We start from the raw sequence: 23,640 nt of genomic DNA, 5'->3' as shown, positions 1-23,640 counted from the left end.
CCCGGAGACGCAGCGTCAAGGGGACGCCAGGTTGGGCGGAACGTGCTGGAGGTACCGGACGATCGCTTCGATGTCGTCGTGGGTCAGCCCGGTCCTCGCGGCGATCTCGCGCTCGTCGAGGCCTGCCAGGACCAGCGGCCCGACTTCGGCCGCAAAGGGTCGTAGGGGATCGGGAAGCTCGGGCTGGGGCGCGAACCGGCGATGGGCCTCCCACGGCGTCCCAAAGCTCTCGAAGTCGGATTCGAGCCAGTATTCCCGGCCGCCGTGGTTCAGCAGCGTGAGGAACCATTCCTCGAAGCTCCGGGCCACGATACGGGGCTTCGTGCCCGCCTCGTCGTCGCCGGAGACGAAGATCGGGCAGCCGCCGCCGGGCCAGCGATAGGCCAGGTCGATGCAGATCGTCTCGACGTTCGGGTTGCCCAGTTCGAACCAGCTCTCGGGCTGGATGTGCAGGTCGTCCATGCGGCCGAAGAGGATCATCGGGCCGATCGCCGAGATCGGGTGGATGAGCGGGGCCACGCGATGGAGCCCGTCGGAGAGCAGCAGCCAGGAGCGGAGCCCGGGGGGCAGGCGGAAACCGTGGCGGTTCTCCCAGCCCGCGATGGCGCCCGGGGACGCCCCGGGTCGGACCGCCGCGGGGCCGAAGTCGGCCGCCAGGGCCCGCGGATCGGGCCGATGCGCGAGGTCGACGCCGCCCCAGGCCATCCAGCAGTCCACCAGCTCCTGGAGCTGGCTCGGCATCGGCGCCCCCCTCAAACCGGACCCGTGACTTGTGCGTCCGCGACGCGCCCGAATAGGGTGACGGCGCTGGCGTTCTCGATCTTCACACGGGCCGTGAGGCCGGTCAGGCTCTGGGGGCCCGAGAACACCACGATCCGGTCGCAATGAGTCCGTCCGGTCATCTGGTCGGGCCCGTCCCAGCCTTCCTTGCGCGTCGTCGATCGGCTCGGCCCTTCCACCAGGATCTCCAGATCGCGACCCAGGAACCCACGGTTGTCCTCGAGGCTGATCCGAGTCTGCAGCTCCAGGAGGACCTGATTCCGTCGCCGCTTGACCTCCTCGGCGACGTCGTCGGCGAACAGGCCGTCGGCCTTCGTGCCGGCGCGGGGGCTGTACTTGAAGATGAAGCTGTTCTTGAAACGCGAGCGTTCGAGAAGGCCGACCGTCTTATCGAACGATTCCTCGGTCTCGCCGCAGAAGCCGACGATGAAGTCGCTCGACACCGACGAGCCCGGGATCGTCTCGCGGAGGCGGGCCAGCATGTCCTCGTAGAAGGCGGCCGTATACATCCGCTTCATCCGCTTCAGGATCATGTCGCAGCCGCTCTGCGCGGGGACGTGGATGTAACGCGAGACCTTCGGGAGGTCGCGTACGGCCTGGAGCAGGTCGTCGGTCATATCGTTGGGAAAGTTCGTGATGAACTTGATCCGCACGACGCCTTCGATGTCATGGAGCCGGGCGAGGAGATCGGAAAGCCGCGTGGTCCGGCCGTCCGGCTCCCGGTGTTTATAGCTGTTGACCGTCTGGCCGATGAGGGTGATCTCCTTGACCCCCTGCATGGCGAGCAGTCGGGCCTCGGCGACGATCGAATCCGGCGGGCGGCTCTGTTCGGGGCCTCGCACGGAGGGCACGATGCAGTAAGTGCAGAATTTGTCGCAGCCCATCATGACCCGCAGGTAGGCCTGGAACGGGCTCGGCCGGACGGCGGGCTCGCGGTCGGCGTCGTAACTGTCGAAGCTCGACGTGACGTGATCGCGGCTGCCGGCCGTACGCGCCAGGCTGACGGCGAGCTGAGGCGTCGATTCGGCCTTGGCCTTCAAAAGAAGCTCCGGCACTCGGCCGAGTTGACCGGGTCCGACTACCACGTCGACATGGGGCGCGCGCCGGAGGATCTGAGTCTGGTCCTTCTGGGCCATGCAGCCCAGGACCCCGACCGAGAGCCCCGGTTTTTTCTTCTTGAGGTGCTTGATCCGCCCGAGAGCGCTGTAGATCTTATCTTCGGCGTGCTGGCGGACCGAGCAGGTGTTGTAGAGGATGGCGTCGGCCTGGTCGATGTCGTCGGTCAGTTCGTAGCCGTCGTCGCGCAGGCGGGCTACGACGAGCTCGCTGTCGAGCACGTTCATCTGGCAGCCGACGGTCTCGATGTAGAGCTTCTTGGGCGGCTGCGAGGTCGGTTGGTCGGCCATCGCTCGGAAACTCCCAGGCGGCGGGGCGGTCGGACTGTCAGGCCAGGTCGTCCGGCCTCGGATGCAGGGACGGAACGCCGTCGGCCGGGCGTCCGCCTCCAGGTGATCGATCTTAACAATCGGCCAGGCGGATGGGAACGGCTATTGAAGCGCACGCGAGCCCGGCACGGCCGATGCAAGGAGGACCTCACCCCGTTCGATTCGGACGCCGAGCATCGACGAGGCCGACCTTGACGGTCGGGTAAACGGCGAAGACTGCCCAGGGGGTTACGAGTCGCGTCGAAGCGACGAGGCGAGCGATCGATCCTGGCGTGATGTCGCCTCGCTTGATATAAACTCCTAGGCAAGATTTCACCATTTCGAGACTCCCCGCGGATCCCCCATGAAAATCCTGGCCGTCCATCCCAGCTCCCTGATGTACACGAAAGTCTTCCTCCGGCTGGAACCGCTGGGGATCGAGACGATCGCGGCGGAGTTGCGCCGGGCCGGGCATGAAGTGCGATTGATGGACCTTCAAGTCGAGGACCATGCCGCCTATTTCCGCGAAATTGACGCATGGCGACCCGACGTGGTCGCGTATTCGCTCAACTACCTGGCGAACATTCCGGAGGTCGTCGACCTGGCGAAGGCGACCCGCGAACGGCTCCCCAACGCCTTCATCTTCGCCGGCGGCCACAGCGCCTCGTTCGTCGCCGAAGACGTGCTCATGCACTCCGACGGGGCGATCGACTGCGTGCTCAAGGGGGAAGGGGAGGCCGCCGTCGCGAAACTCGTGGAGGCCGCCGCGGACAGCGACCCGACGGCCTTGCTCGCCGTGCCCGGCGTCGTCACGAGCGACGGAGCGGGGCCGGCTCCCGCGTTCGTGCACGACCTGAACGATCTGACGCCCGCGCGCGACTTGCTTCGTCGGCGTCGCAAGTACTTCATCGGCGTCCTTGACCCCTGCGCGTCCATCGAGTTCAGCCGCGGCTGCCCGTGGGACTGCTCGTTCTGCAGCGCCTGGACGTTTTACGGACGGAGCTATCGGGTCAAGTCGCCCGAGGCCTCGGTCCGCGAGCTGGCCTCGATCCGCGAGCCCGGGGTCTTCATCGTCGACGACGTGGCTTTCATCCAGGCCGAACACGGCATGGCGATCGGCGAGGCCGTCGCGCGACAGGGCATCCGGAAGCAGTATTACTTGGAGACCCGCGGCGACGTCCTGCTGCGCAACAAGGACGTCTTCCGCTTCTGGAAGACCCTCGGCCTCCAGTACATGTTCCTGGGAGTCGAGGCCATCGACGAGGAAGGCTTGAGGACCTATCGCAAGCGCGTCTCGCTCTCGAAGAACTTCGAGGCCCTCGAGTTCGCGAGGTCGCTGGGGATCATGGTGGCGATCAACATCATCGCCGACCCGAACTGGGACCGTGAGCGTTTCGAGGTCGTCCGCAAGTGGTGCCTGGAGATCCCCGAGATCGTCAACATCAGCGTCAACACGCCGTATCCCGGCACCGAGAGCTGGGTGACCGAGTCGCGACGGCTCACCACACGCGACTATCGGCTGTTCGACATCCAGCACGCGGTCCTGCCGACCGCGATGCCGCTCCACGATTTCTACGCCGAGCTGGTCAAGACCCAGCAGGTGCTCAACCGGAAGCATCTAGGCTGGAAGGCCGTCTGGGCCCTCGGCGGCATTTTGGCGAACAACCTTTCGCGCGGGCAGACCAATACGCTGAAGATGCTCTGGAAATTCAACAGCGTCTTCAACCCCGAGCTCCAACTCGCCGATCATGCGCGCCCGGTCGCGTACCCCATGGCGCCGCCGCCGACGCACCAGGCGGTCGTCGACCCGCACACGCTCTACATCCACCCGGCGAAGGGACGGCGGAGCCGTTCGATCGACGCCGCGACCGAGGCGTTCGTCGAGCAGACCCGCATCGGCGGGAAGCCGCCGACCTGAGCCGTCAGGCCCGCTCGAACTTGTCGTGATTCACCTCGAACCGGGCGGCAAGCTCCGCGGCCTTCCGGTCGTAGGCGTCCGAGTCGGCCCACGAGGCGCGTGGGTCGAGCATGTCGGCCTCGAGGCCGGGGCAGGTGGTCAGCCGGCTGATGTGGAAGGCCGGGTCGACCTCCGTCGGGAGGTCGTCGAGCTTGCCGTCGAGCGCGGCGTTGATGAGCGAGCGGGTGATCGGCATCGCGATGCGACGGCCCACTCCGTAAGGGCCGCCGGTGATACCCGTGTTGACCAGCCAGCAGCGGACGTGGTGGCGTTCGATCTTTTCCCCCAGGAGCTCGGCGTAGGCTCTGGGGTGGAGCGGCAGGAAGGGCCCGCCGAAGCAGGGGCTGAACACGAGCTGAGGCTCGGTGACGCCCCGCTCGGTGCCGGCCACTTTCGACGTATATCCCGCGAGATAGTGGAACATGGCCTGGTCCGGGGTGAGCCGGGCGATGGGCGGCAGCACGCCGAAGGCGTCGTACGTGAGGAAGAAGATGTGCCGGGGATGGCCGGCGACCCCGCCGGCATCGGCGTTCGGCACGTGGGTGATCGGATAGGCGGCGCGGGTGTTCTCGGTGAGCGCGGCGCTGTCGAGGTCGAGGCGGCGGGTCTCGGGATCGATCACGACGTTTTCCAGGATGGTCCCGAACCGCCTGGTGGTCTCGTAGATCTCGGGCTCGGTCTCCTCGCGGACGCGGATGGCCTTGGCGTAGCAGCCGCCTTCGAAGTTGAAGACGCCGTCGTCGCTCCAGCCGTGTTCGTCGTCGCCGATCAGGGTCCGGTCGGGCGACGTGGAGAGGGTGGTCTTCCCGGTCCCGGACAGCCCGAAGAAGAGGGCGACGTCGTCTCGGTTCCTGCCGTAGTTCGCCGAGCAGTGCATCCCCAGCACCTTCCGCAGCGGCAAGAGGTAGTTGAGGATCGAAAAGACCGACTTCTTCATCTCGCCCGCGTAACGGGTGCCGCCGATCAGGACGAGCTTCCTGGCAAGATTGATGAGGATGAAGGTCCCCGTGCGGGTGCCCTCGGTCATGGGGTCCGCCTCGAACTCGGGAGCGTCGATGATCGTGAACTCGGGCCGGAAGTCGCGCAGGACGACCTCGTCGAATTCTCGGATCAACATATCCCGGATGAAGAGGCTGTGCCATGCGTACTGGGTGACGACGCGCACGGGGAGCCGGAACCGCGGGTCGGCTCCGCCGTAGCAATCCTGGACGAACAGCTCCTTGTCGGCGAGGTAGTCGCGCAGCCGCGACCAGACGCGGTCGAACGAGGCCTCGGTGATCGGATGATTGAACTCGCCCCACCAAATATGCCCGCGGCTGCCGGGCTCGTCCACGGTGAACTTGTCGTTGGGCGACCGGCCGGTGAAGGCTCCGGTGTTGACGACGAACGGGCCGAGATGGGCGATCAGGCCCTCGTCGCGTCGGACCGCGTGCTCGTAGAGCGCGGGGGCGGCGAGGTTCCAGTGCGTAGGGGCCTTTCGCGTAATCCCCTGCGCGTCGAGCCCGTAAGTCTTCACGACCTCCGCCGTTTTGCCGCTCATGATCGTCGGATTTCCGCGTGACCGAGTGATTCAGGATGGGAGCGAGCCCCGTCCCTCCATCATAGCGGGTCGGAGGGCCCCCCACAAAGACGCCGGGAATGCCGGCGATCGCGAGGATCAGCGAGGCCCGCGTCGCGTGCGGAGCCGGCCGTTGCGGTCGGACTGCCAGGCCTGGCCGGTGTGGACGTCGAGACCGGTCAGCCAGCCGCCGCCGTGGCAGTACGTGTCGATGCAGATGATGTGGCCCAGGTTGAGGATCTTGCCGTTCTTCTGCGAGCTATGGCCGACGACGGCGACCTTGCCCGAGTAATGCGGCCCAGGGATGCCGTTGCGGAGCGAATGCCAGCGAAGGAGCGCGTCTGGCTGACGGCTCAGCGGTTGCGCCGGGTCGTAGGCGGCGTGGAGGAAGAGGTGGTCCTCGGTCTCATGGTACGACCGGCAGCTCTCGAGGAAGGCCCAGTTCTCGGGCGTGAGCCTCGCCAGCTCGCGAGTCCAGTCGCGCGGGGGACGACCGCGGCGAAGGGACTCGGCGACGGTCGCGGCCGTCGTGGGCCGGCCGGTGCGGGCCTGGAGAAGCATCTCATCGTGGTTTCCCAGGAGAGGGACGAGCCGGCAACGCGATTGCAGGGCCGCGAGGGCGTCGAGCACGCCGCGAGAATCGGGCCCGCGGTTCACGTAATCGCCCAGCGTGACGATCAGGTCGTCGGGGGTCGGCCGGATCGCGTCGATCACGGTGTTCAGGGCCTTGGCGCAACCGTGGACGTCTCCGACGGCGATCGTACGTGCGGGCATCTTGTCTCGAAGGCTCCTCTCGATTCAGACGCCCAGCTTGCTTCGGAGCTGAATGTGGTTGCCGCGAAGGAACTCGGCCGCGGACATCGCCTTCTTTCCGGGGGTCTGCAGGACGACGAGTTCGACGGCTCCCTCGCCGGCCGCCACGACGAGCCCGTCGCTCGAAGCCGCCAGGACGGACCCAGGCTCACCGCTGCCGCCCACGACCCGGGTTCTGTGGACGATCAGGGGAACAGCCCAGTCGGGCTTCGAGGCATGCGCCGTCCAGTTCGTGGTCGCCCGGGGCCAGGGCTGCATCGCCCGCACCAGGTCGTGAACCTGCCGGGCGGGACGCGTCCAGTCGATGAGGCCGTCTTCCTTGCGGAGCTTGGGGGCCTTCGTGACGAGCGCGGGGTCCTGGGGCAGGATCTCGGCCCGGCCCGCGGTGACGTCGCGGATCGCATCGATCAGCAGGGAGACGCCGAGCTTCGCCAGGCGGTCTTCCAGCTCGCCCGCCGTCTCGTCGGGGTCGATGGGCGTTCGGGCGATGGCGATCATGCCGCCGGCGTCGACGCGGGGCGTCATCTGGATTACGGTCACGCCGGTCTCGGCCTCGCCCTTCTGAATCGCCCGCGCGACCGGCGCTGCGCCGCGATAGGCCGGCAAGATGGAACCGTGCAGGTTGAGCGACCCGATCCTGGGGACGCCCAGCAATTCGGCCGACAGGATCTGGCCGTAAGCCGCGGTGATGATGAAGTCGGGCCGTAGCTCGCGGATGTGGGAGACGGCCTCGTCCTCATTCACGCGTTCGGGCTGGAAGACGGGGATGTCGTGCTTTCCGGCTTCCACCTTGATCGGACTCGGGATCAACTCTTGACGACGGCCCTGTGGCCGGTCGGGCTGGGTGACGAGCGCGAGCATGCGGAAGCCTGCCTCGATGAGCCCCAAGAAGGCGGGGAGCGCGAAATCGCCGGTGCCCAGCATGACGATCGAGCTACGAGCGGTCACGGTTTCCTCCTGCGACCCGGGCGACGCCCCGGCGGGATTGGGTCAGGCGTCGGCCGAGGCCGGGCACTCCGTTGCGGCGGTGGTGGGGGCGCGCAGGGCGTCCAGATGCTTGACGATCTCCGCGTCCGGAAGGTAGGTCCCGGCGGCCTGCGCCCGGCGAAACTCCGACTCGAACTCGCGGAGCTTGCCCTTGAGCCCGTGGCGCGCGAGCGTGCCGAGGTAATCGATGAACAGCTTGCCGTCGAGGTGGTCGATTTCGTGCTGAATGGCCCGGCCGAACAGGTCGTCGGTCTCGATATCCACAGGAGCGCCATCGATGTTGAACGCCTGGAGCCGGATCTTCTTGGGACGCCGGACCTTGGAGTAGAGCCCGGGGAGGCTCAGGCAGCCTTCCTCCTCGTCGTCCCACGAGTGCCGCTTGACGATCTCGGGATTGATGAAGACCAGCTCTTGGTCCTTCTGCTCCGGGTCGGCCGTCACGTTCAGGATGAAGAAGCGGAAGGGCAGCGCCACCTGATTCGCCGCCAGGCCGACGCCCCGGGCCTCGTACATGAGGGTGAACATCTCGCGGACGACGGCGCGCAGCTCGTCGTCGATTCGATCGACGGGACGTGATGCGTACCGAAGGGCGGGATGTGGGAATTTCACGATGTGCAGCACGACGCGGGCTCCGACGCGGGCGGATGGACTGGGACCTGGTTCAATTATACTAAATTTCGACGACCCGAGAGGCGAGACCGCCTTGCGAACCGGACCTACGACCGAGAACTCGGACGACCTGGCTCCTCGTCGCCGACGCCGGCGACTCGGGCTGGGAGTCGGAGGAACCCATCAACCCACCTGCAAATCTCGGATCGGGGTGTTTTGGTCATTGGCCCGGATCATGTCCGCGACGAAGTCGTGCAAGGAGGCGTAGGCCTCGGCGAACGGCTGCTCAGCTCGCGAGTCGACGACCACGAGGGAGCCCTCGGACTGGAGATCGATCGCGAACCAGCACGAACCGCCGCTCCAAAAAACGGGGAGTATCGTCCGACCGCCGGGAGCATCTTCGGGAAGTTCGCCGACATGGCCTTGTAATAGCCGTAATGGGCCATGGCCAGCTCGAAGGTGGACGGGTAGAACGCGAGAACCGGGAAGAAGCCTTCATTCGATGGGGCGATCTCGGGATCGAGCGTCGTCCCGTCCTTCCAGGTAAATAGTTCGACCAGGAGATCGACGGGCCCCGTGATCTTCTTCCCCTTGAGAACACGTCGGACGTCGCTCTCCAAATAGCCCGGACGGAGCCGGGTCGCGAGCAACGGGCTTCGCGAGATCGCGGCTTATCCCAGGTCTGAGAGGGTTGGCGTATTCATGGGATCGACCTGACGAGGGCCGGCCGCATTCGGCGTGCTTCGTCGGATTTGGGGAGATCGGCCGTCAGGGACTCGGAGCCGGCGCGATGAAGGAGTCCGGGATCGGCGGAAGTCCTCCCTCGGCTACCCGAATCAAGTCTTCCCAGACCGGTGCCTGGAGGAGGAAGACGGGTCCTGAATTCTCGTCTCCGACGGCCGCGCAAACCCAGTCGCCGAGGAACTTAGAGCCCAGTCGGAGTCGCACAGGCGCGGCGTCGCCCACGAATTCGACGGTAATCCTCAATCGAGGGTGCTCAAGACCCGCACCGGGTGGGAAGGGCCCTTGGTACTGGACGAAACGCGCGGCGCGAAGCTCGGAGAGGCCCTCGATCAGGTTGTCGAATCGCGAGAGGTCCACGCTCTGGGTCGGGGTGCCCTTCTCGGCCGACCAGTCGGCGGGCGTCCCGAGGCGTTGGGCTCGTCGACTGTAGGCGAGGTTGCGAGTCTCGGTGCGGAGCATCAGCCTGCGGACCGTCGGGGGCCGGAACGACAGCGCGCGAGTCTCGTGGAATTCGGCCGCGAACGGGAGAAGGCTCTCGGCCTCGATCGTAAAGACGGCCGGAAAATCACTCAGGGTTCCGTAGTGGATCGAGGGTTTGTTCGGCAGCGCCGAACCGATCCGCAGCCTCTTGGGTGCCGGGGGCGTGCCGGCGGGTTGAACCGTCTCCCAGCGGATCTCGAAGATGGGACGATTCAGACCGTACCTGGCGAGGTCGCCATTTAAGTCGGCGACGAACTCGGTGGCCCGCAACTCGGCGAGGCGAGCCAGCGCCGCGGTAACGGCGCGGACGTCGGCGGCCGCTTTCGCCGGCTGGACCATCCGCCAGCGGTTGGGGTCCCCAGCCGTATCGGGTTCGAGCACCGTGGTCCTGCCCGGACGGACGATCGTCAACCTGGAGACGCTCATGGGTGCCACGGCGGGGAGGTCACGGTCGCGGAAGGCGAGCGACGAGGTCGGGAGGACCTTCAAGAACGTGTCGGGAAGGGCGAGGATCGCCGAGTCGCCGTCGGCCCGGGCGAACACCACCTTGCGAAGCACGTCGTACCGGCCGATGGCCAGCGAGACGGCGGGCTCGGCTTCCTCCGACGCATGGCCGGGGATGACGCCTTCGCCCTGCCAGATCCGCAGCCTGCGCAGGGGAGGATCGACGCCGGAGTCGGAGAGGATCGCGGGGTCGAAGAATTCCGACGCCTGAAGATCTTCCACGCCTTTCAACAACGCTTCCACCTGGCCCCTATCGGCGCGCCCTTCGACCGGGGATTTCAGCCACCATCCCAGCTTGTCGCGGACGATCTGGATCGGGCCGCCGGCCGCGTCGATCTCGATTCGACTCGCCTCCGTCGGCACGATCTCGGCGACGAAGCGACTACGCAAGCCCTTCAGGTCGGCGGGTATTTCGGCCAGGAATCGGGCGTCCACAGCCATCACGTCGTCGCGGCCCCCCTTGCGGACGTACACTTGCTCGGGGTGGTCCGGGACCTTCGAGCCGACCATCAAGATGATGGGTTCCGAGCCAGCGGCCGGCGACCGCAGCTCGAGCGTCGCGGTGGGCGGTTCCAGTCCATAGGGAGTGAAGTCGCGGACGCGATCGGCGACGAAGCCGCCCGATCCGGGGTCGACCTGAAGCGTCGTGACGGCGGTGAGCGCCTTCTCGATCCTGGCGGCGTCGGCCGGGAAACGCACGGGCGTCGTCAACCTCCAGGCTCCGCGTTCCTTGCGTTCCGCCGTCGCCTCCAGCCCGGGTCGTCGGATCGACATCGCCACGATCGGGAGCGCCGATGCGGGCACGAGGACGGTCTCGCGCCACTCGACGGCGGGACGATCGACGACGGCCAGCATCCTCTGATCGACGACGGCGAGGTCGGCGTCCCGGCCGGATCGTACGAAGAGGTCCGCCTGGGACTTCCGGCCGATTTCGAGAGTCGCGTCGGGCGGCCCGGCGTCCCCGGTCCAGACCCTCACCGTCGCGGCGGGCGGGGCCAGGCCGTAGCTCGCGGCCGGGCCGTCGATCGCGCCGGCCTCGGGCGACTTCCGCAGACCCTTCAGCGTGGCGATGAGCCGTTCGACCTCGTCCGTCCGTGCGTCGACTCCGATGGGCTCCAGACGCCAGCTTTTCGGGCCCACTCGCTCGAAGACGAGCCGCTCCGCGCCGCGGTCGATCTCCAGCCGCCGCACGCTCGCGGCGTTGACGTCGATCAGCTCAGGCAGGACGCGGTCGCGCCTCCGGTCGCGCTCCGCTTCCGTGAGGACGCCCGCTCGTTCCAGGCCCCAAAGAGCGAGCAGAGCGGTGAAAAAGAGGGCGATCAGGAGGTAGGTCGATCGTGGTCTGCGCATGGTTCCCCGGTCGAGTCGGATGTGAGCCGCGCCTCACTCGCGCCGGATGTAGTAGACGAGCGCCCCCACGCCGGCCACGAAGCCGATCGCGACGATCGTCGGTGCCAAGATCAGGCGCCAGCGCAGCCCGGGGTCGGCGGTAAGGGTCAGGGCCGCGTGGACCTTGGGCGGCACGCCGACCGAGTCTTCCCGGCCGCGCAGCCAGCTCGCGGCGTTCATCAGCAAATCGAGGTTCGTCGGCTCGAGGCCCTGGACGGAATCGTCGCTCGCGGCCCGGCTGGAGACCAGCACGAAGCGGGGCTTGAGGACCTCGCGTCCCGACACCTGCGCCTTCTCGGCGACCGCCGCGGCGACGATGATCGGTCCTCGCTGATCCTTGTCCTTGTCGTAAGCCGGCTGGAGCATGTCGGGGTCGGACTCGGCCCAGGACCCTGATCCGCTGCGGACGATCGGCGCGGGGACCATGCGTGGGCTGACGGAGGCGGCGTTCTCGTCGGCCGCCCCCTTGGTCCCGACGAACTGGATCGGGGCGCCGTTGACGACGAGCAGCGCTCGATCGCCGCCCAGCCCATTCGAAACCGGATGGCGGATCGCCGGCTCGAACAGACAGAAGACGAACCGGAGCTGGCCATTGAGGTTGAGCCGTGGGTCGACGAGCAGGCCCTTGCCCAGTTCCAGGTTGAACGATTTCAGGAAGTCGTCGAGCCCCGTCGGCACCGAGTTGCCGAGGCAGGCCAGCAGGGGCTTGCCGCGGTCGGCGTAGGTGCGCAGCCGGGCGGCTTCCTGGGGCTTGAAGGGCTCCTTGGGGCCCGCCACGATCACCAGCTCGACATCCTCGGGAACGGGCCCTTGCAAGAGGTTCCAGTCGATGATCTCGCAACCGGTGGACGCGAGTCGCGACCGCCAGACGTCGATCGCGGAACCCTCGGCGGCGATGCGGGATGAGCCGGACTCGCCGTGCCCCGTGGTGAACGCGACCTTGGACGTCTTCCCTTCGCGAAGACGTATGAGCGCCGAGGTCACGGCGTCCTCGCCCTTGAACGCCGACTCGTAAACGCCGGCACCGAGTCCTCGGGGGTCCGAAGGCCTGTCGAACATCTCCTGGTTGCTGATCGCGGCGAATCGGGCGTCGTCGCCTGCGCCGTATTCGATCAGCACGCCGCCGCCCTGCATCACCGCGAGCTGAGGGGCTCGCCGGGCTAGGTCGTCGACCCGCGACAGTTCGGCGACGCGGTCGAGCGGCTCGACGCGGACGAGGTCGGGGCGGGCCGATCGGTAAAGTTCCAGGAGTTGCGAGACCCGGTCGTACTGGCGTCGAGCCAGGGCGCTACGTCCGTGGATCAGGTGGAAGACGACGGGCCGTTCCAGCGAATCGACCTGATTGCGGCTCAGGCTCGAGAGTGAGTAGGCCCGTTCTCGCGTCAGGTCGATTACGTGACCGCCATAGCGATAGGCGATGACGTTCACCACGATCAACGTTCCGGCGAGGAGCGACGTGTTGAGGCCCGCGCGTGAGAGGGCGACGGTCCGCCGGAGGGCGGGGCTGACGTGGCGGTAGCGGTCGTTGACGACGATCAGCGTGAGCACCAGGCCGAAGCCGAACGCGAAGACCGGGAGCGACCAGAGGACGCCCCAGGTGCTGGCCAGTCCCGCACCGATCATGATCATCAGCAGTCCGGTCGCGGCCCCGGCGATCGCCCGGTCGCGATACGAGGACGGCGGCGCCTCCGACTCGTCGTCGCCCTCCGCCGAGAAGCCCGGCGGGGCCCCCCGCAGGCTCCAGAAGAGGACGAGAGAGCTCCCCACCGCGGCGAGCCCGATCCAGACCTCGGGGCGGCCCAGGAACGACCAGACATGGGAAGACGTCGTCACGAGGCGGCCCCCGGCGGGACGGTTCGATTCAGCATCCCCGCCTCGCGGTGAGGAGCGTGGTCGTCGCAAAGAGCACGAAGATGCAGGCCGAAAGGTGGAGCGCGATCGTCCGAAGGTCCAGCCGTCCCAGGGCGAAGTCGTGGATCTGGTGGAGGATCGCCACGTGGCGGGCCGCGTCCGCCCAGCCCGACCATCGCCGCTCGGACGCGAAGACCACCAACAGCAGCGACATCACGACCAGGACGAAGAGCGCCACGAACGTCCAGACCGCCGCCACGACCTGGTTGCGCGTCAGCGAGCTGAAGAAGAGGCCGATCGCGATGAATAGCATTCCCATCGTGGTCAGGCCGACGCCCAGGCTTAGGAGCGGTCCCGTGTCGAACTCGTACCTCCCCTGGTAGTACAGGAAAGGCAGGTAGAGGGCGAACGGGACTAGCAGGAAGAGGTACATCACCACTCCGGCGAGCCATTTGGAGACGACGATCTCGCCCTCGGTGATCGGCAACGTCGCCAGGGTCTCGATCGTCCCCGAGCGGCTTTCCTCGGCCAGCAGACGCATCGTCAGCACGGGGACCGCGGCCAGGACCGCGAACCAGAACGGGGTGCTCCCCGAGATGTAGGCGCTCATCGGGTCGCGCAGGCTGGAAAACTCGACCTGGGGCCGGGCGAGGGACTCGATCAGCTCCCAGAAATTCAGGAAGGCGACGACTTGGAAGCCGATGAGCACCAGGTAGGCCGTCGGGCTCAGGAAGTAGGCGCCCAGCTCGCGGGCGAGGAGGGTCGGGACGTGTCGCATGGCGTCAGCCGGCCTCCCTGTCCAGCGCGTCGAGGCTCGACCGCGATACCGCTTCGACGAACCGCTCTTCCAGCGATCGGCGTCGCGTCTCCAGGCCCCGGAGCGGCCAGCCATTGGCGGCCACCCGCATCGCGATGACCTCGCGGGGATCTTCTCCGGGCTTCAACCCGAGTTCGAGGCTCGCGACGCCGTCCCGGTCGCCCGCGATCCGGACCGAGGCCACGCCGGGGACGGCCATGAGCAGCTTGCGGATCGCCTCGGCCGGGCCGCGCGCCTCCACGAGCAGCGCGGCGTCGGATCGCAACTCGGCCACGGGGGCGTCGAGGGCGATCCGCCCCTGGGCGATGATGACCACCCGGCTGCAGACGGCCTCGACCTCCGACATGATATGGGTCGAAAGCAGGACCGTGTGCCGCTCGCCCAGCTCGCGCACCAGACTCCGGACCTCGCGGACCTGGATCGGGTCCATCCCGGCCGTCGGCTCGTCGAGGATCAGGATCGGCGGGTCGTGGACGATCGCGTCGGCCAGGCCGACACGCTGGCGAAACCCTCGCGAGAGCTTGCCGACCGGGCGGTTTTCGACCTCGCCCAGGCCGCAGCGCGCGATCGCCCCGGAGACCGAGTGCCGCCGCTTCGATCGCGGGACGTCCTTCAAGCGGGCGCGGAATTCCAGCAGCTCGCGCACCCGCATCTCTCCGTACAGCGGCACGTTCTCGGGGAGGTAGCCCACATTGCGGCGGACTTCCAGAGGCTCGTCGAGCACGTCGCGGCCGCAGAGGACGGCCCGCCCGCTGGTCGGGGCGAGGTAAGTGGTCAAGATCCGCATCGTGGTGGTCTTGCCCGCCCCGTTCGGGCCGAGGAGCCCCGCGACTTCGCCGCGGCCCAGCGCGAAGGAGATGCGATCCAGGGCCTGTACAGGGCCGTAGCTCTTCGAAAGCCGATGGACCTCGATCATCGCGCGATTCGTCCTCCACGCGGCTCGACCCGGACGGCCGGGCGGGTCCACCAACTCACACGCGGCCCACCATGCGGCCCACGCCCAGGCGGAAGATGATCCAGAGCGCGGCGACGGCCTCGCGCGAGTTGATTTTCGACATCCCCGCCCGACGATTCTCGAAGAGGATGGGCGTCTCGCCGAAGCGACAGCCGACCTTTTTGCACCAGAAGAGGATTTCTTCCTGGAACGAATATCCCCGGGATCGGACCTTCGTGACGTCGATCTCGGCCAGCTTGGAGACCCGATAGCAGCGGAAGGCTCCGCTGTTGTCGCGTGTGTTCAGCCCCAGGAAGGTCCGGGCGTAAACGTTGATCCCTGTGCTCATGAACTTGCGCTTGAGGTTGAACTCCCCCTCCACGCCGCCGCCCGGCACGTATCGCGAGCCGATCATCACGTCGTGATCGGCCATCCCCGCCAGGATCGCAGGGATGAAGCGCGGCGGGTGACTGAAGTCGGCGTCCATGTTCAGGAGGTAGTCGAACTTGTTCCGGATCGCGTACGACATCGCTTCCAGGGTCGCGGTCCCGAGCCCCAGCTTGCCGCTTCGGTGGATGACGGCGACGTCCTTCAGCCGGGCCACGAGGGCGTCGGCGATCTTGCCGGTTCCGTCCGGCGAATTGTCGTCGATGACCAGGATCGAGGCGTCGGGCGCGTAGCTCCGGATACTCTCGACGAGAGGCTCGAGATTCTCGGCCTCGTTGAACGTGGCCAGCGACACGAGGACTCGGGTGGAACTCTTGGCGGGAGCTTCTGGATGCATGGACACGACCGATAGTCCTCCGAACGCAGCCGCTGCCGGGCCTCGACGCCCGCTTTACAAGGGCCGACGTACAGTATGACTCATTCCGTCCCGGGGCGAAAGGTGACTGCTCCCGTCCGACCGTCGGGTCCCCGCCACCTGCCATCGATCGCTGCGGCATCCCGAGGAATAGATGCATCTCCTGAAAAGCCGAGTGCTTGCGTCGAATGCGACGAGGCTCCCGACGGAATCAATCCGGAACGGCTCCGAGCATCCAGATCAGGACGACCGACGACGGCTCGGGGGGACCGACCAGGGAGGCTTGTCCGGGACGGACCGGGTCTTCGGCCGCGAGCGTTCCCTCGCCTCGTTGCGGCCCGCCGGGTTGAGGAGGCTCGGCGGGGAGCCGGAGAGCCATCTTCGTCTGGGGAAAGAGGACCTCGGCCGCCGGATCGGCCCGAAAGGTCGTCGCCTGGCCGAGCTGCGACAGCTCGCTCATGAGTAAAGCTGCCGAATTCCCCTCGTCGAGACGTCCCGGGAAGGCCGCCGCGAGACGCGACCGCAGGGTGGAAAGCTCATTCGGGTCCAGTTCGGCCGCGTAGACTAACGAGCGCGGCGTCCTGGGACTTTCCCCCGCCGGCACGTCGAAACGGTAAAAATCGCGGTGGGACGAAAGCCCGAGAAGCGAGGCCACTTCCGCATCCTTGGCCTGGTCGTCGACGCCCGAGACCAGGAATACGCGATACGGCCCGGGACGGTCCAGCAGCTCGCGAGCGACGAGTCGGGCCGGGTAAGTGGGGCTGGGCGGGTCGAAGACGCCGGATCCCGCTCCGGCGACCGATGTCGGCGGCCCGATGGGATCGACGACGGCGACCGGATCGCGAGCGACGGCCGGCTCGGCGATCGCGACCGGGGGGACGATTGGGCGTGCCGATATCGGATGATCCGGCCGCCGATCGCCCCGGAAGCGGGCCACGGCCAGCACGCCGAGGAATCCGGCGACCAGCACGGCCGCAGCCGCTGCGCGACGGAGGGCGGGAACTGCGGGGAAGGCGCGGATGTCCCCCCACGTCGGCGACGGCGATGCGGCGAGCCTCGCCAGCACTCTTCCCGTCATGTCGGGGGCGGCGGGCCGAGAAAGTGCGGCGAGCAGCTCGTGAACGGCCCCGAGCGAACGCAGCTCGTCGGCCCTCGTCGGCTCGGCGGCGACCGCCGCTTCCGCCTCGCGCCGTTGTTCGGGCGTCAGCTCGTCGTCCAGGTAGGCCGAGATCAGTGTCTCGAGGTCGTCGCTCATGATGATCTTTGAGGTCGTTGAGATTCGGTGGAGGGCGCCCGCCGCGGGGCGCCGGGGTCAGGAGAGGGCCTTTTCCACGCCGGGGAGGATCGGTCGTGAGGGTCGCTCATCCTCGATCAGCGATTGGAGCCGAAGCCGCAATTGATGGCGGGCCCGATGGAGACGGCTTCGGACCGTGCCGATCGGCACGCCGAGCAGCTCGCCGATCTCCTCGTACCGTCGACCCTCATAATCCTTGAGGACCACCACCGCCCGGTGGTCCGGATCCAGGGCCGCGAGCGCCGCCCCGACGATCGCCTCACGCTCCGCACGCTCGGCCGCATAGGAAGGAGTGCTCGACGGCGACTCGTCGGGCGGGTCGAGAGCGGGCCGACCTCGATGCGCGTCGAGCAGCCGCAGCAGGCGGCGGAGACGAGGCCTGCGCAGGCGACTCATCGCGAGGTTCACGGCGATCCGGTACATCCAGGTGTAGAAGGTGCTCTCCCCCTGATACTGGTCCAGCTTCTCGAAACCGCGGATGAACGCATCCTGGAGCACATCCTGGGCGTCCTCCGGGGAGCCCAGGAGACGCAGCAACATCGGATAGAGCCTGTCCTGGCAGCGCTCGACCAGCTCGCCGTAGGCCTCGGTCCGGCCGGCGCGACACGCTTGCACGAGACTGGTTTCGTCGAGGTTCCGCGTCATTTGGAGTCTTGGACGCTCCTGGGGGCCGGGCGGTTCCCGAGAAATTCCGTCACTCGGAAGCCCGCATCCGTCCTCGACCGGGGAAATGGTCGATCCGTCGATCGATCCGCCGTCCGATCGCACGTCGAACCAGGGAGCCGGGGCGGGTCGAAGAGTCCCCGAAACCTCGCGCAGCTTCCCGATGAATTATCCTCCGGACGCGGCCGGGCGGGAAGGCCTCGGCGCACCTCCGGACCGCGGGACGACGTCTCCACCCTCGCGGAGATCGGGCGGCGAGGTCCGATCAGGACCGGTGAATTATGATGTTTAAATTATTTGAGGTGATTCCGATTTCAGGTCTTTAAGTCTCATGTCCGACCGAGATCCCGATTTGTGAGCCTCCAGCCATGCTCACTCGCGTCGTGGCGATCGCTATGAATAGATCAATGTACGCACGGATCGACAAAATATGCGACATGCTTTAATTCCGGCTACCTGCTGATAGACTCGTAGGTCGCCAACCTGTAATCAAATTCTATTACAAATGTGTCTACATGCATGAAGCGGATCCGCCGACTCCGTGCGGCCGCTTCTGCGCGCTCTCTTCGGTCGACGACGACAGCCGACCGGGGCCTCTCCCGGCCCCTCTGCGCCCTGCGAAGGGCTCCTCAGCGACGATCCGCAACCTGCTAGCCCTATGAGGATGATATGAAGAGACTGGGACGAAGGCCCGGCCGTCGGCCGGGCTTCGAACAAATGGAGCGACGCGCGCTCCTCAGCGGCGTAGGCGTGAACCTCGAGCACAACTACCCCTGGGACCAGGACGAGATCTGGACCGACATCGGTCAGGTCATGAACGGCTGGAGCAAGGTCAGCACGCTCCCGGGATGGTCGGCGGATCCGAGCATCCCGAAGACGACGACGGGCTATCCGCTCGCGGCCGCCGTCGCCTACGCGACTCTCGCCAAGTATCCCGACGGCGTGTATCAGGTGAGTTACGAGGGGACGGCGTCGGTCGATTTCTCGGGCGTCGGCGTCCTGGCCGCACCCATGGTGAAGGGGGCCGACGGGGTCACGCGAGGCACGGTCATCGTCGGCGCCGGGGGGATAACCGACCCCTCCCGCAACCTCTTCATGTCCGTGATCTCGACGGACGCGACGAACCCGATGTCCGACCTGCACATCTGGGCGCCCGGATACCCGACCGACGGCAGCCAGCTCTTCACGCGCGAGTTCCTCAAGTCGGTCGAGCCCTTCGACTACATCCGCTTCATGCCCTGGGAGGGCACGAACAACTCCACCGTACGAACCTGGTCGCAGCGGGCGGTCGCGGACGATTTCTTCAAATCGAACGTCCCTTATGAGCAGATGATCGAACTGTGCAACGAGACCGGGAAGGACATGTGGATCACGGTCGCCGCCCTGGCGGACGACGACTACGTTCGCAACCTCGCCGACCTCCTGCACAGCGAGCTGAACGCCGGGCTCAAGGTTCACTTCGAGTACAGCAACGAGACCTGGAACCAGGCTTTCCTCGAGTATTCCCAGGTCCTCGCCATGGCCAGGACCGATACGCGCGTCACGGCGACGAACGACATGGACAGGGTCGCGCAGGAGTCGGCCCTCCAGACGAAACGTCTCTCCGACATCTTCCGTCAGGAGTACGGCCCCGACTTCTCGCGCGTCATCCCCGTGTTCGGCAGCTGGGCGATCTCGCCGACGTACACCAGGACGGGCCTGGAAATCGTCCAACGCCTCTACGGCGACGTGACGCAGTACATCAAGTCGGTGGCGATCGCTCCCTATGTGAGCCCGACGCCCGCCGTGGCGAATTCGACGACGGACCCCGCCGCTCTGCTGGCGTCGACGATTCAGCAGATCGACGCCTCGGCGGGGACGATCCGGTCGCAGGTCCAGGCGGCGGCCGCCTACGGCCTTCCGCTCGACGCCTATGAAGGCGGCGCCCACCTCACGACCGTCAACAACGCCGCGGTGCAGACCGCGACGATCGAAGACCCCGGGATGTACGACGCCTACCGCAGGTATCTCTCGAACTGGACGGCGGCGGGCGGCGGCAACATGACGCTTTTCACGCTGACCACCGACTTCTGGGGCCTCAAGCCTTACGTCGGCGCCCCGGGGAGCCAGCGATGGGACGCCGTGATGAGCACGGTGCTCCAGCCCGGCGATGCGGACCTCGACGGCGACGTGGATTTCAACGACTTCCAGATCGTCGCCGCGGACATGAACCGGGTCGAGCAATGGTGGGAGCAGGGCGACTTCAACCACGACCGCAAGGTCGACGCGGCCGACCTCTCCGCGCTGCTGGCGAACCTCGACGTCGGCTCGCTCACCGCGGATCAGGCCGCGGCGATCGCCGTCGCCCTGCGGCCGGCCACCACCACGGCGACCGCGCCGGTCGATTTCCAGGTCTACGACCAGAAGAACCTCGCCGACTTCACCTTCACCTCGGCGGTGGTCGCCGGCGGGTCGTACGTGAAAAACGGCGCCTTCAACGGAAGCACCGGCGTGACTGGGCTGCAGGTCGGCGGCGTCACCTATCCCAGGGGCCTGGGCGTATCCAGCAGTTCGACCATCGTCGTCCCGCTCCAGGGGCTCTACACGAGCTTCTCGGCGACCATCGGCATCGACGATCGGGCCGGCGCGAACGTGGGGCAGGCCACTTTCCAACTCGTGGGCGACGGCCGAGTCCTGTACACCTCGCCGGTGATGCAGACTGGGACCGCCCTGCCCATCAACGTCGACGTCACCGGCGTCTCCAGCCTCTCGCTCGTGGTCACGACGCCCTCCGGCGCGAGCGTCACCATCCCGGCCGACTGGGCCCAGGCCCGCCTGGTGGACGCCCGCTCCACGGGCGCGCCGGCCCCCACGCTCACCTGGACCGTCACCAAGGACGGGACTTCGATCTCGACAACCACCGCCCAGTCATTCGCCTTCGCACCTACCGGGAGCGGCAATTACGTCGTCTCGGTTACGGCGGTCGACTCGCAGGGGCGATCGGCCGTCTCCACCGCGGCGATCTCGGTCGGCGCGCCGACCCAGCAGTCCCAGGCCGCCTTCGTCCAGTCTATGATTTCGAACGGGAACTGGAAGGGTCAGTACGGCGTCCAGGGCTCGGTGATCGCCGGCGATTTCGGCCAGTATCCACCATCCGCGAGCGTCTCGCTCACGAACGCCTCGACGTTCATCTGGAACCGGTCCGCGACCGACTTCCAGTCGCTCCAGAAGACGAATAGTACGAGCGGCCGGATCGCCTCGGCGTGGTACGCATCCTCGTTCACCATCGACGTCAATTTCGCGGCCGGAGAGTCTCATCTGACCACGCTCTACGCCGTCGACTGGGACGGCAACGGGCGGGCGGAGCGCATCGACGTCGTCGACGCGGCGACGGGACAGGTCCTCGACACGCGGTCCATCTCATCCTTCCGCGACGGCGTGTATCTGACGTGGAACGTCTCCGGCCACGTCCTCTTCCGCATCACCTCGACGGCCAGCTCCAGCGCCGTCGTCAGCGGCGTGTTCTTCGACGCGGCCCTACCGTCCCCGCCTTCGGGCGCGGACACGACCACGAGGGGCGACTGGATCGGCACCTACGGCGGCTCCGGCCAGCTCATGCTCAACAACCCCTCGGCGCTGCCGTCCTATGCCTCGGTCACGACCTCCGGGGCTTCCGCCTGGACCTGGGCCGCGACGACGACGAACGTCCGAGGCCTGCTGACGCCCGATGGATCGAAGCGGCAGGCCTCGGCCTGGTACTCCTCTTCGGGCTTCACGATCGACGTCAATCTGACCGACGGCAAGTCCCACAAGGTCTCGCTCTACGCCGTCGACTGGGGAGGCCCCTCGAACATTCAGCGCATCGACCTGATCGACGCGGCGACGGGTCAGGTCCTCGACTCGAAAGTCGTCTCGTCCTACAGCGGCGGGATCTACCTCTCGTGGAACGTCTCGGGCCACGTCCTCTTCCGCGTCACGAAGACGGCCGGCGTCAACGCCCTGATCAGCGGCGTCTTCTTCGACGACGCCCCGGCCAATCAGGTTTACGCGGGTAAGGACGATGCCACGAAGGGGGACTGGATCGGGGCCTACGGCGGCTCCGGCCAGCTGATGCTCAACAACCCCTCGGCGCTGCCGTCCTACGCCAGCGTCGCCACCTCGGGGGCCGCGGCCTACACCTGGGCCGCGACGACGACCGACCCGCGGGCCCTGGAGACGGCCGACGGAGCGAGGCGGCAGGCCTCGACCTGGTACTCGGCGTCGGCGTTCACGATCGACGTCAACCTGACCGACGGCAGGCCCCACAGGGTCTCGCTCTACGCCGTCGACTGGGACGGCTCGGCGCGGGCCCAGCGCATCGAGGTGGTCGACGCGGCGACCGGGCAGGTCCTCGACACGCGGGACGTCGCGTCGTTCAACGGCGGCGTCTACCTGACCTGGAACGTCTCGGGCCACGTCCTCTTCCGCGTCACCAGGACCGCCGGCGTCAACGCGGTGGTCAGCGGCGTCTTCTTCGACGACGCCCCGGCCGGCCAGGTTTACGCGGGCAGGGACGCGGCCACGAAGGGGGACTGGATCGGGGCCTACGGCGGCACCGGCCAGCTGATGCTCAACAACCCCTCGGCGCTGCCGTCCTACGCCAGCGTCGCCACCTCGGGGGCCGCGGCCTACACCTGGGCCGCGACGACGACCGACCCGCGGGCCCTGGAGACGGCCGACGGAGCGAGGCGGCAGGCCTCGACCTGGTACTCGGCGTCGGCGTTCACGATCGACGTCAACCTGACCGACGGCAGGCCCCACAGGGTCTCGCTCTACGCCGTCGACTGGGACGGCTCGGCGCGGGCCCAGCGCATCGAGGTGGTCGACGCGGCGACCGGGCAGGTCCTCGACACGCGGGACGTCGCGTCGTTCAACGGCGGCGTCTACCTGACCTGGAACGTCTCGGGCCACGTCCTCTTCCGCGTCACCAGGACCGCCGGCGTCAACGCGGTGGTCAGCGGCGTCTTCTTCGACGACGCCCCGGCCGGCCAGGTTTACGCGGGCAGGGACGCGGCCACGAAGGGGGACTGGATCGGGGCCTACGGCGGCACCGGCCAGCTGATGCTCAACAACCCCTCGGCGCTGCCGTCCTACGCCAGCGTCGCCACCTCGGGGGCCGCGGCCTACACCTGGGCCGCGACGACGACCGACCCGCGGGCCCTGGAGACGGCCGACGGAGCGAGGCGGCAGGCCTCGACCTGGTACTCGGCGTCGGCGTTCACGATCGACGTCAACCTGACCGACGGCAGGCCCCACAGGGTCTCGCTCTACGCCGTCGACTGGGACGGCTCGGCGCGGGCCCAGCGCATCGAGGTGGTCGACGCGGCGACCGGGCAGGTCCTCGACACGCGGGACGTCGCGTCGTTCAACGGCGGCGTCTACCTGACCTGGAACGTCTCGGGCCACGTCCTCTTCCGCGTCACCAGGACCGCCGGCGTCAACGCGGTGGTCAGCGGCGTCTTCATTGATTAACGACGGACGCCCCGCGACCGGCTCGGGCTGGCGCGGGGCGTCGTGATTCTAGCGTTGGGGATCGGAATCAAGAGGAGATCGATTCCCAACGGCGGAGGAGCCAGGCGAAGGATCGCTCGGCGACCTCCAGCCGCTCCCGGTCCTCGTGATAGAGGCCGGCCGCCTCGCGCGGAATCCGGTAGACGGCCTCGGCGAGCTGGTCGCGGGCCCCTTGCATCTGAATCACGAGCTTTTCGTACTCCGGTCGCCGCGAATGATTGGTCAGCAAGGCCAGCTTCCGGCGCACGGCGCCAAGCCTGTCGTCGCACGATTTCAGCCTCGCCTCGAGCGCAGGCCGCTCGCCGAAATGCGTCCGTGCGGGGTAGCTCGGGTTGTTGAACCGGCCGGCGGGCGGCGCGGCCCCGTCGCGGGACGCCGAAGGGACGGCGGGACTCGAAGACACGGGCGTACTCCTCGTCTGGATCGGACCCGCGGGCGTCGCGACAGCTCGCGCGGCCGGCGGGTTTTCTTACGATTGAGGCGAATCCGGAAAGGCGGTAACATC

Annotated in this window: 16 protein-coding genes; 2 read left to right on the top strand and 14 right to left on the bottom strand. The window is 67.4% G+C overall.

What is annotated here, in order from left to right; all coding sequences use genetic code 11:
- Positions 1–15: 15 nt before the first annotated feature.
- A complete protein-coding gene (locus PZE19_RS08045; protein ID WP_277860066.1) occupies positions 16–741 on the bottom strand; it encodes an SMI1/KNR4 family protein in 726 nt (241 codons plus the stop codon).
- A gap of 11 nt (positions 742–752) precedes the next feature.
- Positions 753–2,186: a tRNA (N6-isopentenyl adenosine(37)-C2)-methylthiotransferase MiaB gene (gene miaB, locus PZE19_RS08040; RefSeq protein ID WP_277860065.1), complete on the bottom strand. Its 1,434-nt coding sequence runs from the start codon at positions 2,184–2,186 to the stop codon at positions 753–755.
- Positions 2,187–2,568: 382 nt separating this feature from the next.
- Between miaB and hpnR the strand changes: the two genes are divergently transcribed.
- Positions 2,569–4,122 (top strand): hopanoid C-3 methylase HpnR, encoded by a 1,554-nt coding sequence (hpnR, locus tag PZE19_RS08035; protein ID WP_277860064.1) that lies wholly within the window; start codon positions 2,569–2,571, stop codon positions 4,120–4,122.
- A 4-nt stretch (positions 4,123–4,126) separates the two neighbouring features.
- Here the strand turns inward: hpnR and pckA are convergent, their stop codons facing one another.
- The 11 genes from pckA to PZE19_RS07980 form a co-directional block, all read right to left on the bottom strand.
- Positions 4,127–5,701, bottom strand: a complete 1,575-nt coding sequence (gene pckA, locus PZE19_RS08030) for a phosphoenolpyruvate carboxykinase (ATP) (RefSeq protein ID WP_277860063.1) — start codon at positions 5,699–5,701, stop codon at positions 4,127–4,129.
- Positions 5,702–5,818: 117 nt separating this feature from the next.
- Positions 5,819–6,493, bottom strand: a complete 675-nt coding sequence (locus PZE19_RS08025; RefSeq protein WP_277860062.1) for a metallophosphoesterase family protein — start codon at positions 6,491–6,493, stop codon at positions 5,819–5,821.
- Between the two features lie 24 nt (positions 6,494–6,517).
- Positions 6,518–7,480: a methionyl-tRNA formyltransferase gene (gene fmt, locus PZE19_RS08020; RefSeq protein ID WP_277860061.1), complete on the bottom strand. Its 963-nt coding sequence runs from the start codon at positions 7,478–7,480 to the stop codon at positions 6,518–6,520.
- A 42-nt stretch (positions 7,481–7,522) separates the two neighbouring features.
- Entirely contained in the window at positions 7,523–8,140 is a 618-nt protein-coding gene (gene def / locus PZE19_RS08015; protein WP_277860060.1) for a peptide deformylase, read from the bottom strand.
- A gap of 756 nt (positions 8,141–8,896) precedes the next feature.
- A complete protein-coding gene (locus PZE19_RS08010; RefSeq protein ID WP_277860059.1) occupies positions 8,897–11,206 on the bottom strand; it encodes a DUF4340 domain-containing protein in 2,310 nt (769 codons plus the stop codon).
- 33 nt (positions 11,207–11,239) lie between these two features.
- The gene (locus PZE19_RS08005; RefSeq protein WP_277860058.1) at positions 11,240–13,078 is read right to left on the bottom strand and encodes a GldG family protein; all 1,839 of its coding nucleotides are present in this window, start codon (positions 13,076–13,078) and stop codon (positions 11,240–11,242) included.
- A 28-nt stretch (positions 13,079–13,106) separates the two neighbouring features.
- Positions 13,107–13,874, bottom strand: a complete 768-nt coding sequence (locus tag PZE19_RS08000) for an ABC transporter permease (RefSeq protein WP_277860057.1) — start codon at positions 13,872–13,874, stop codon at positions 13,107–13,109.
- Between the two features lie 4 nt (positions 13,875–13,878).
- Positions 13,879–14,829: an ABC transporter ATP-binding protein gene (locus PZE19_RS07995; RefSeq protein ID WP_277860056.1), complete on the bottom strand. Its 951-nt coding sequence runs from the start codon at positions 14,827–14,829 to the stop codon at positions 13,879–13,881.
- A 55-nt stretch (positions 14,830–14,884) separates the two neighbouring features.
- On the bottom strand, positions 14,885–15,631 hold the full coding sequence (locus tag PZE19_RS07990; RefSeq protein WP_277860352.1) for a polyprenol monophosphomannose synthase: 747 nt from the start codon (positions 15,629–15,631) through the stop codon (positions 14,885–14,887).
- 229 nt (positions 15,632–15,860) lie between these two features.
- Positions 15,861–16,904 carry an anti-sigma factor family protein gene (locus PZE19_RS07985; protein ID WP_277860055.1) on the bottom strand — a complete coding sequence of 348 codons (1,044 nt, stop codon included), beginning with the start codon at positions 16,902–16,904 and terminating at the stop codon, positions 15,861–15,863.
- A 57-nt stretch (positions 16,905–16,961) separates the two neighbouring features.
- Positions 16,962–17,558: a sigma-70 family RNA polymerase sigma factor gene (locus PZE19_RS07980; protein ID WP_277860054.1), complete on the bottom strand. Its 597-nt coding sequence runs from the start codon at positions 17,556–17,558 to the stop codon at positions 16,962–16,964.
- A 765-nt stretch (positions 17,559–18,323) separates the two neighbouring features.
- Here PZE19_RS07980 and PZE19_RS07975 point away from each other — a divergent pair.
- A complete protein-coding gene (locus tag PZE19_RS07975; RefSeq protein WP_277860053.1) occupies positions 18,324–23,096 on the top strand; it encodes an NPCBM/NEW2 domain-containing protein in 4,773 nt (1,590 codons plus the stop codon).
- Positions 23,097–23,163: 67 nt separating this feature from the next.
- Here PZE19_RS07975 and PZE19_RS07970 read toward each other — a convergent pair whose 3' ends face one another.
- Complete coding sequence (locus PZE19_RS07970; RefSeq protein ID WP_277860052.1) at positions 23,164–23,538, bottom strand: hypothetical protein; 375 nt, start codon at positions 23,536–23,538, stop codon at positions 23,164–23,166.
- Positions 23,539–23,640: the final 102 nt, after the last annotated feature.

This window comes from Paludisphaera mucosa, from assembly GCF_029589435.1.
Taxonomy (GTDB): Bacteria; Planctomycetota; Planctomycetia; order Isosphaerales; family Isosphaeraceae; genus Paludisphaera; species Paludisphaera mucosa.
The sequence above is the reverse complement of the archived record's forward strand: the minus strand, read 5'-3'. Positions and strand labels throughout refer to the sequence as shown.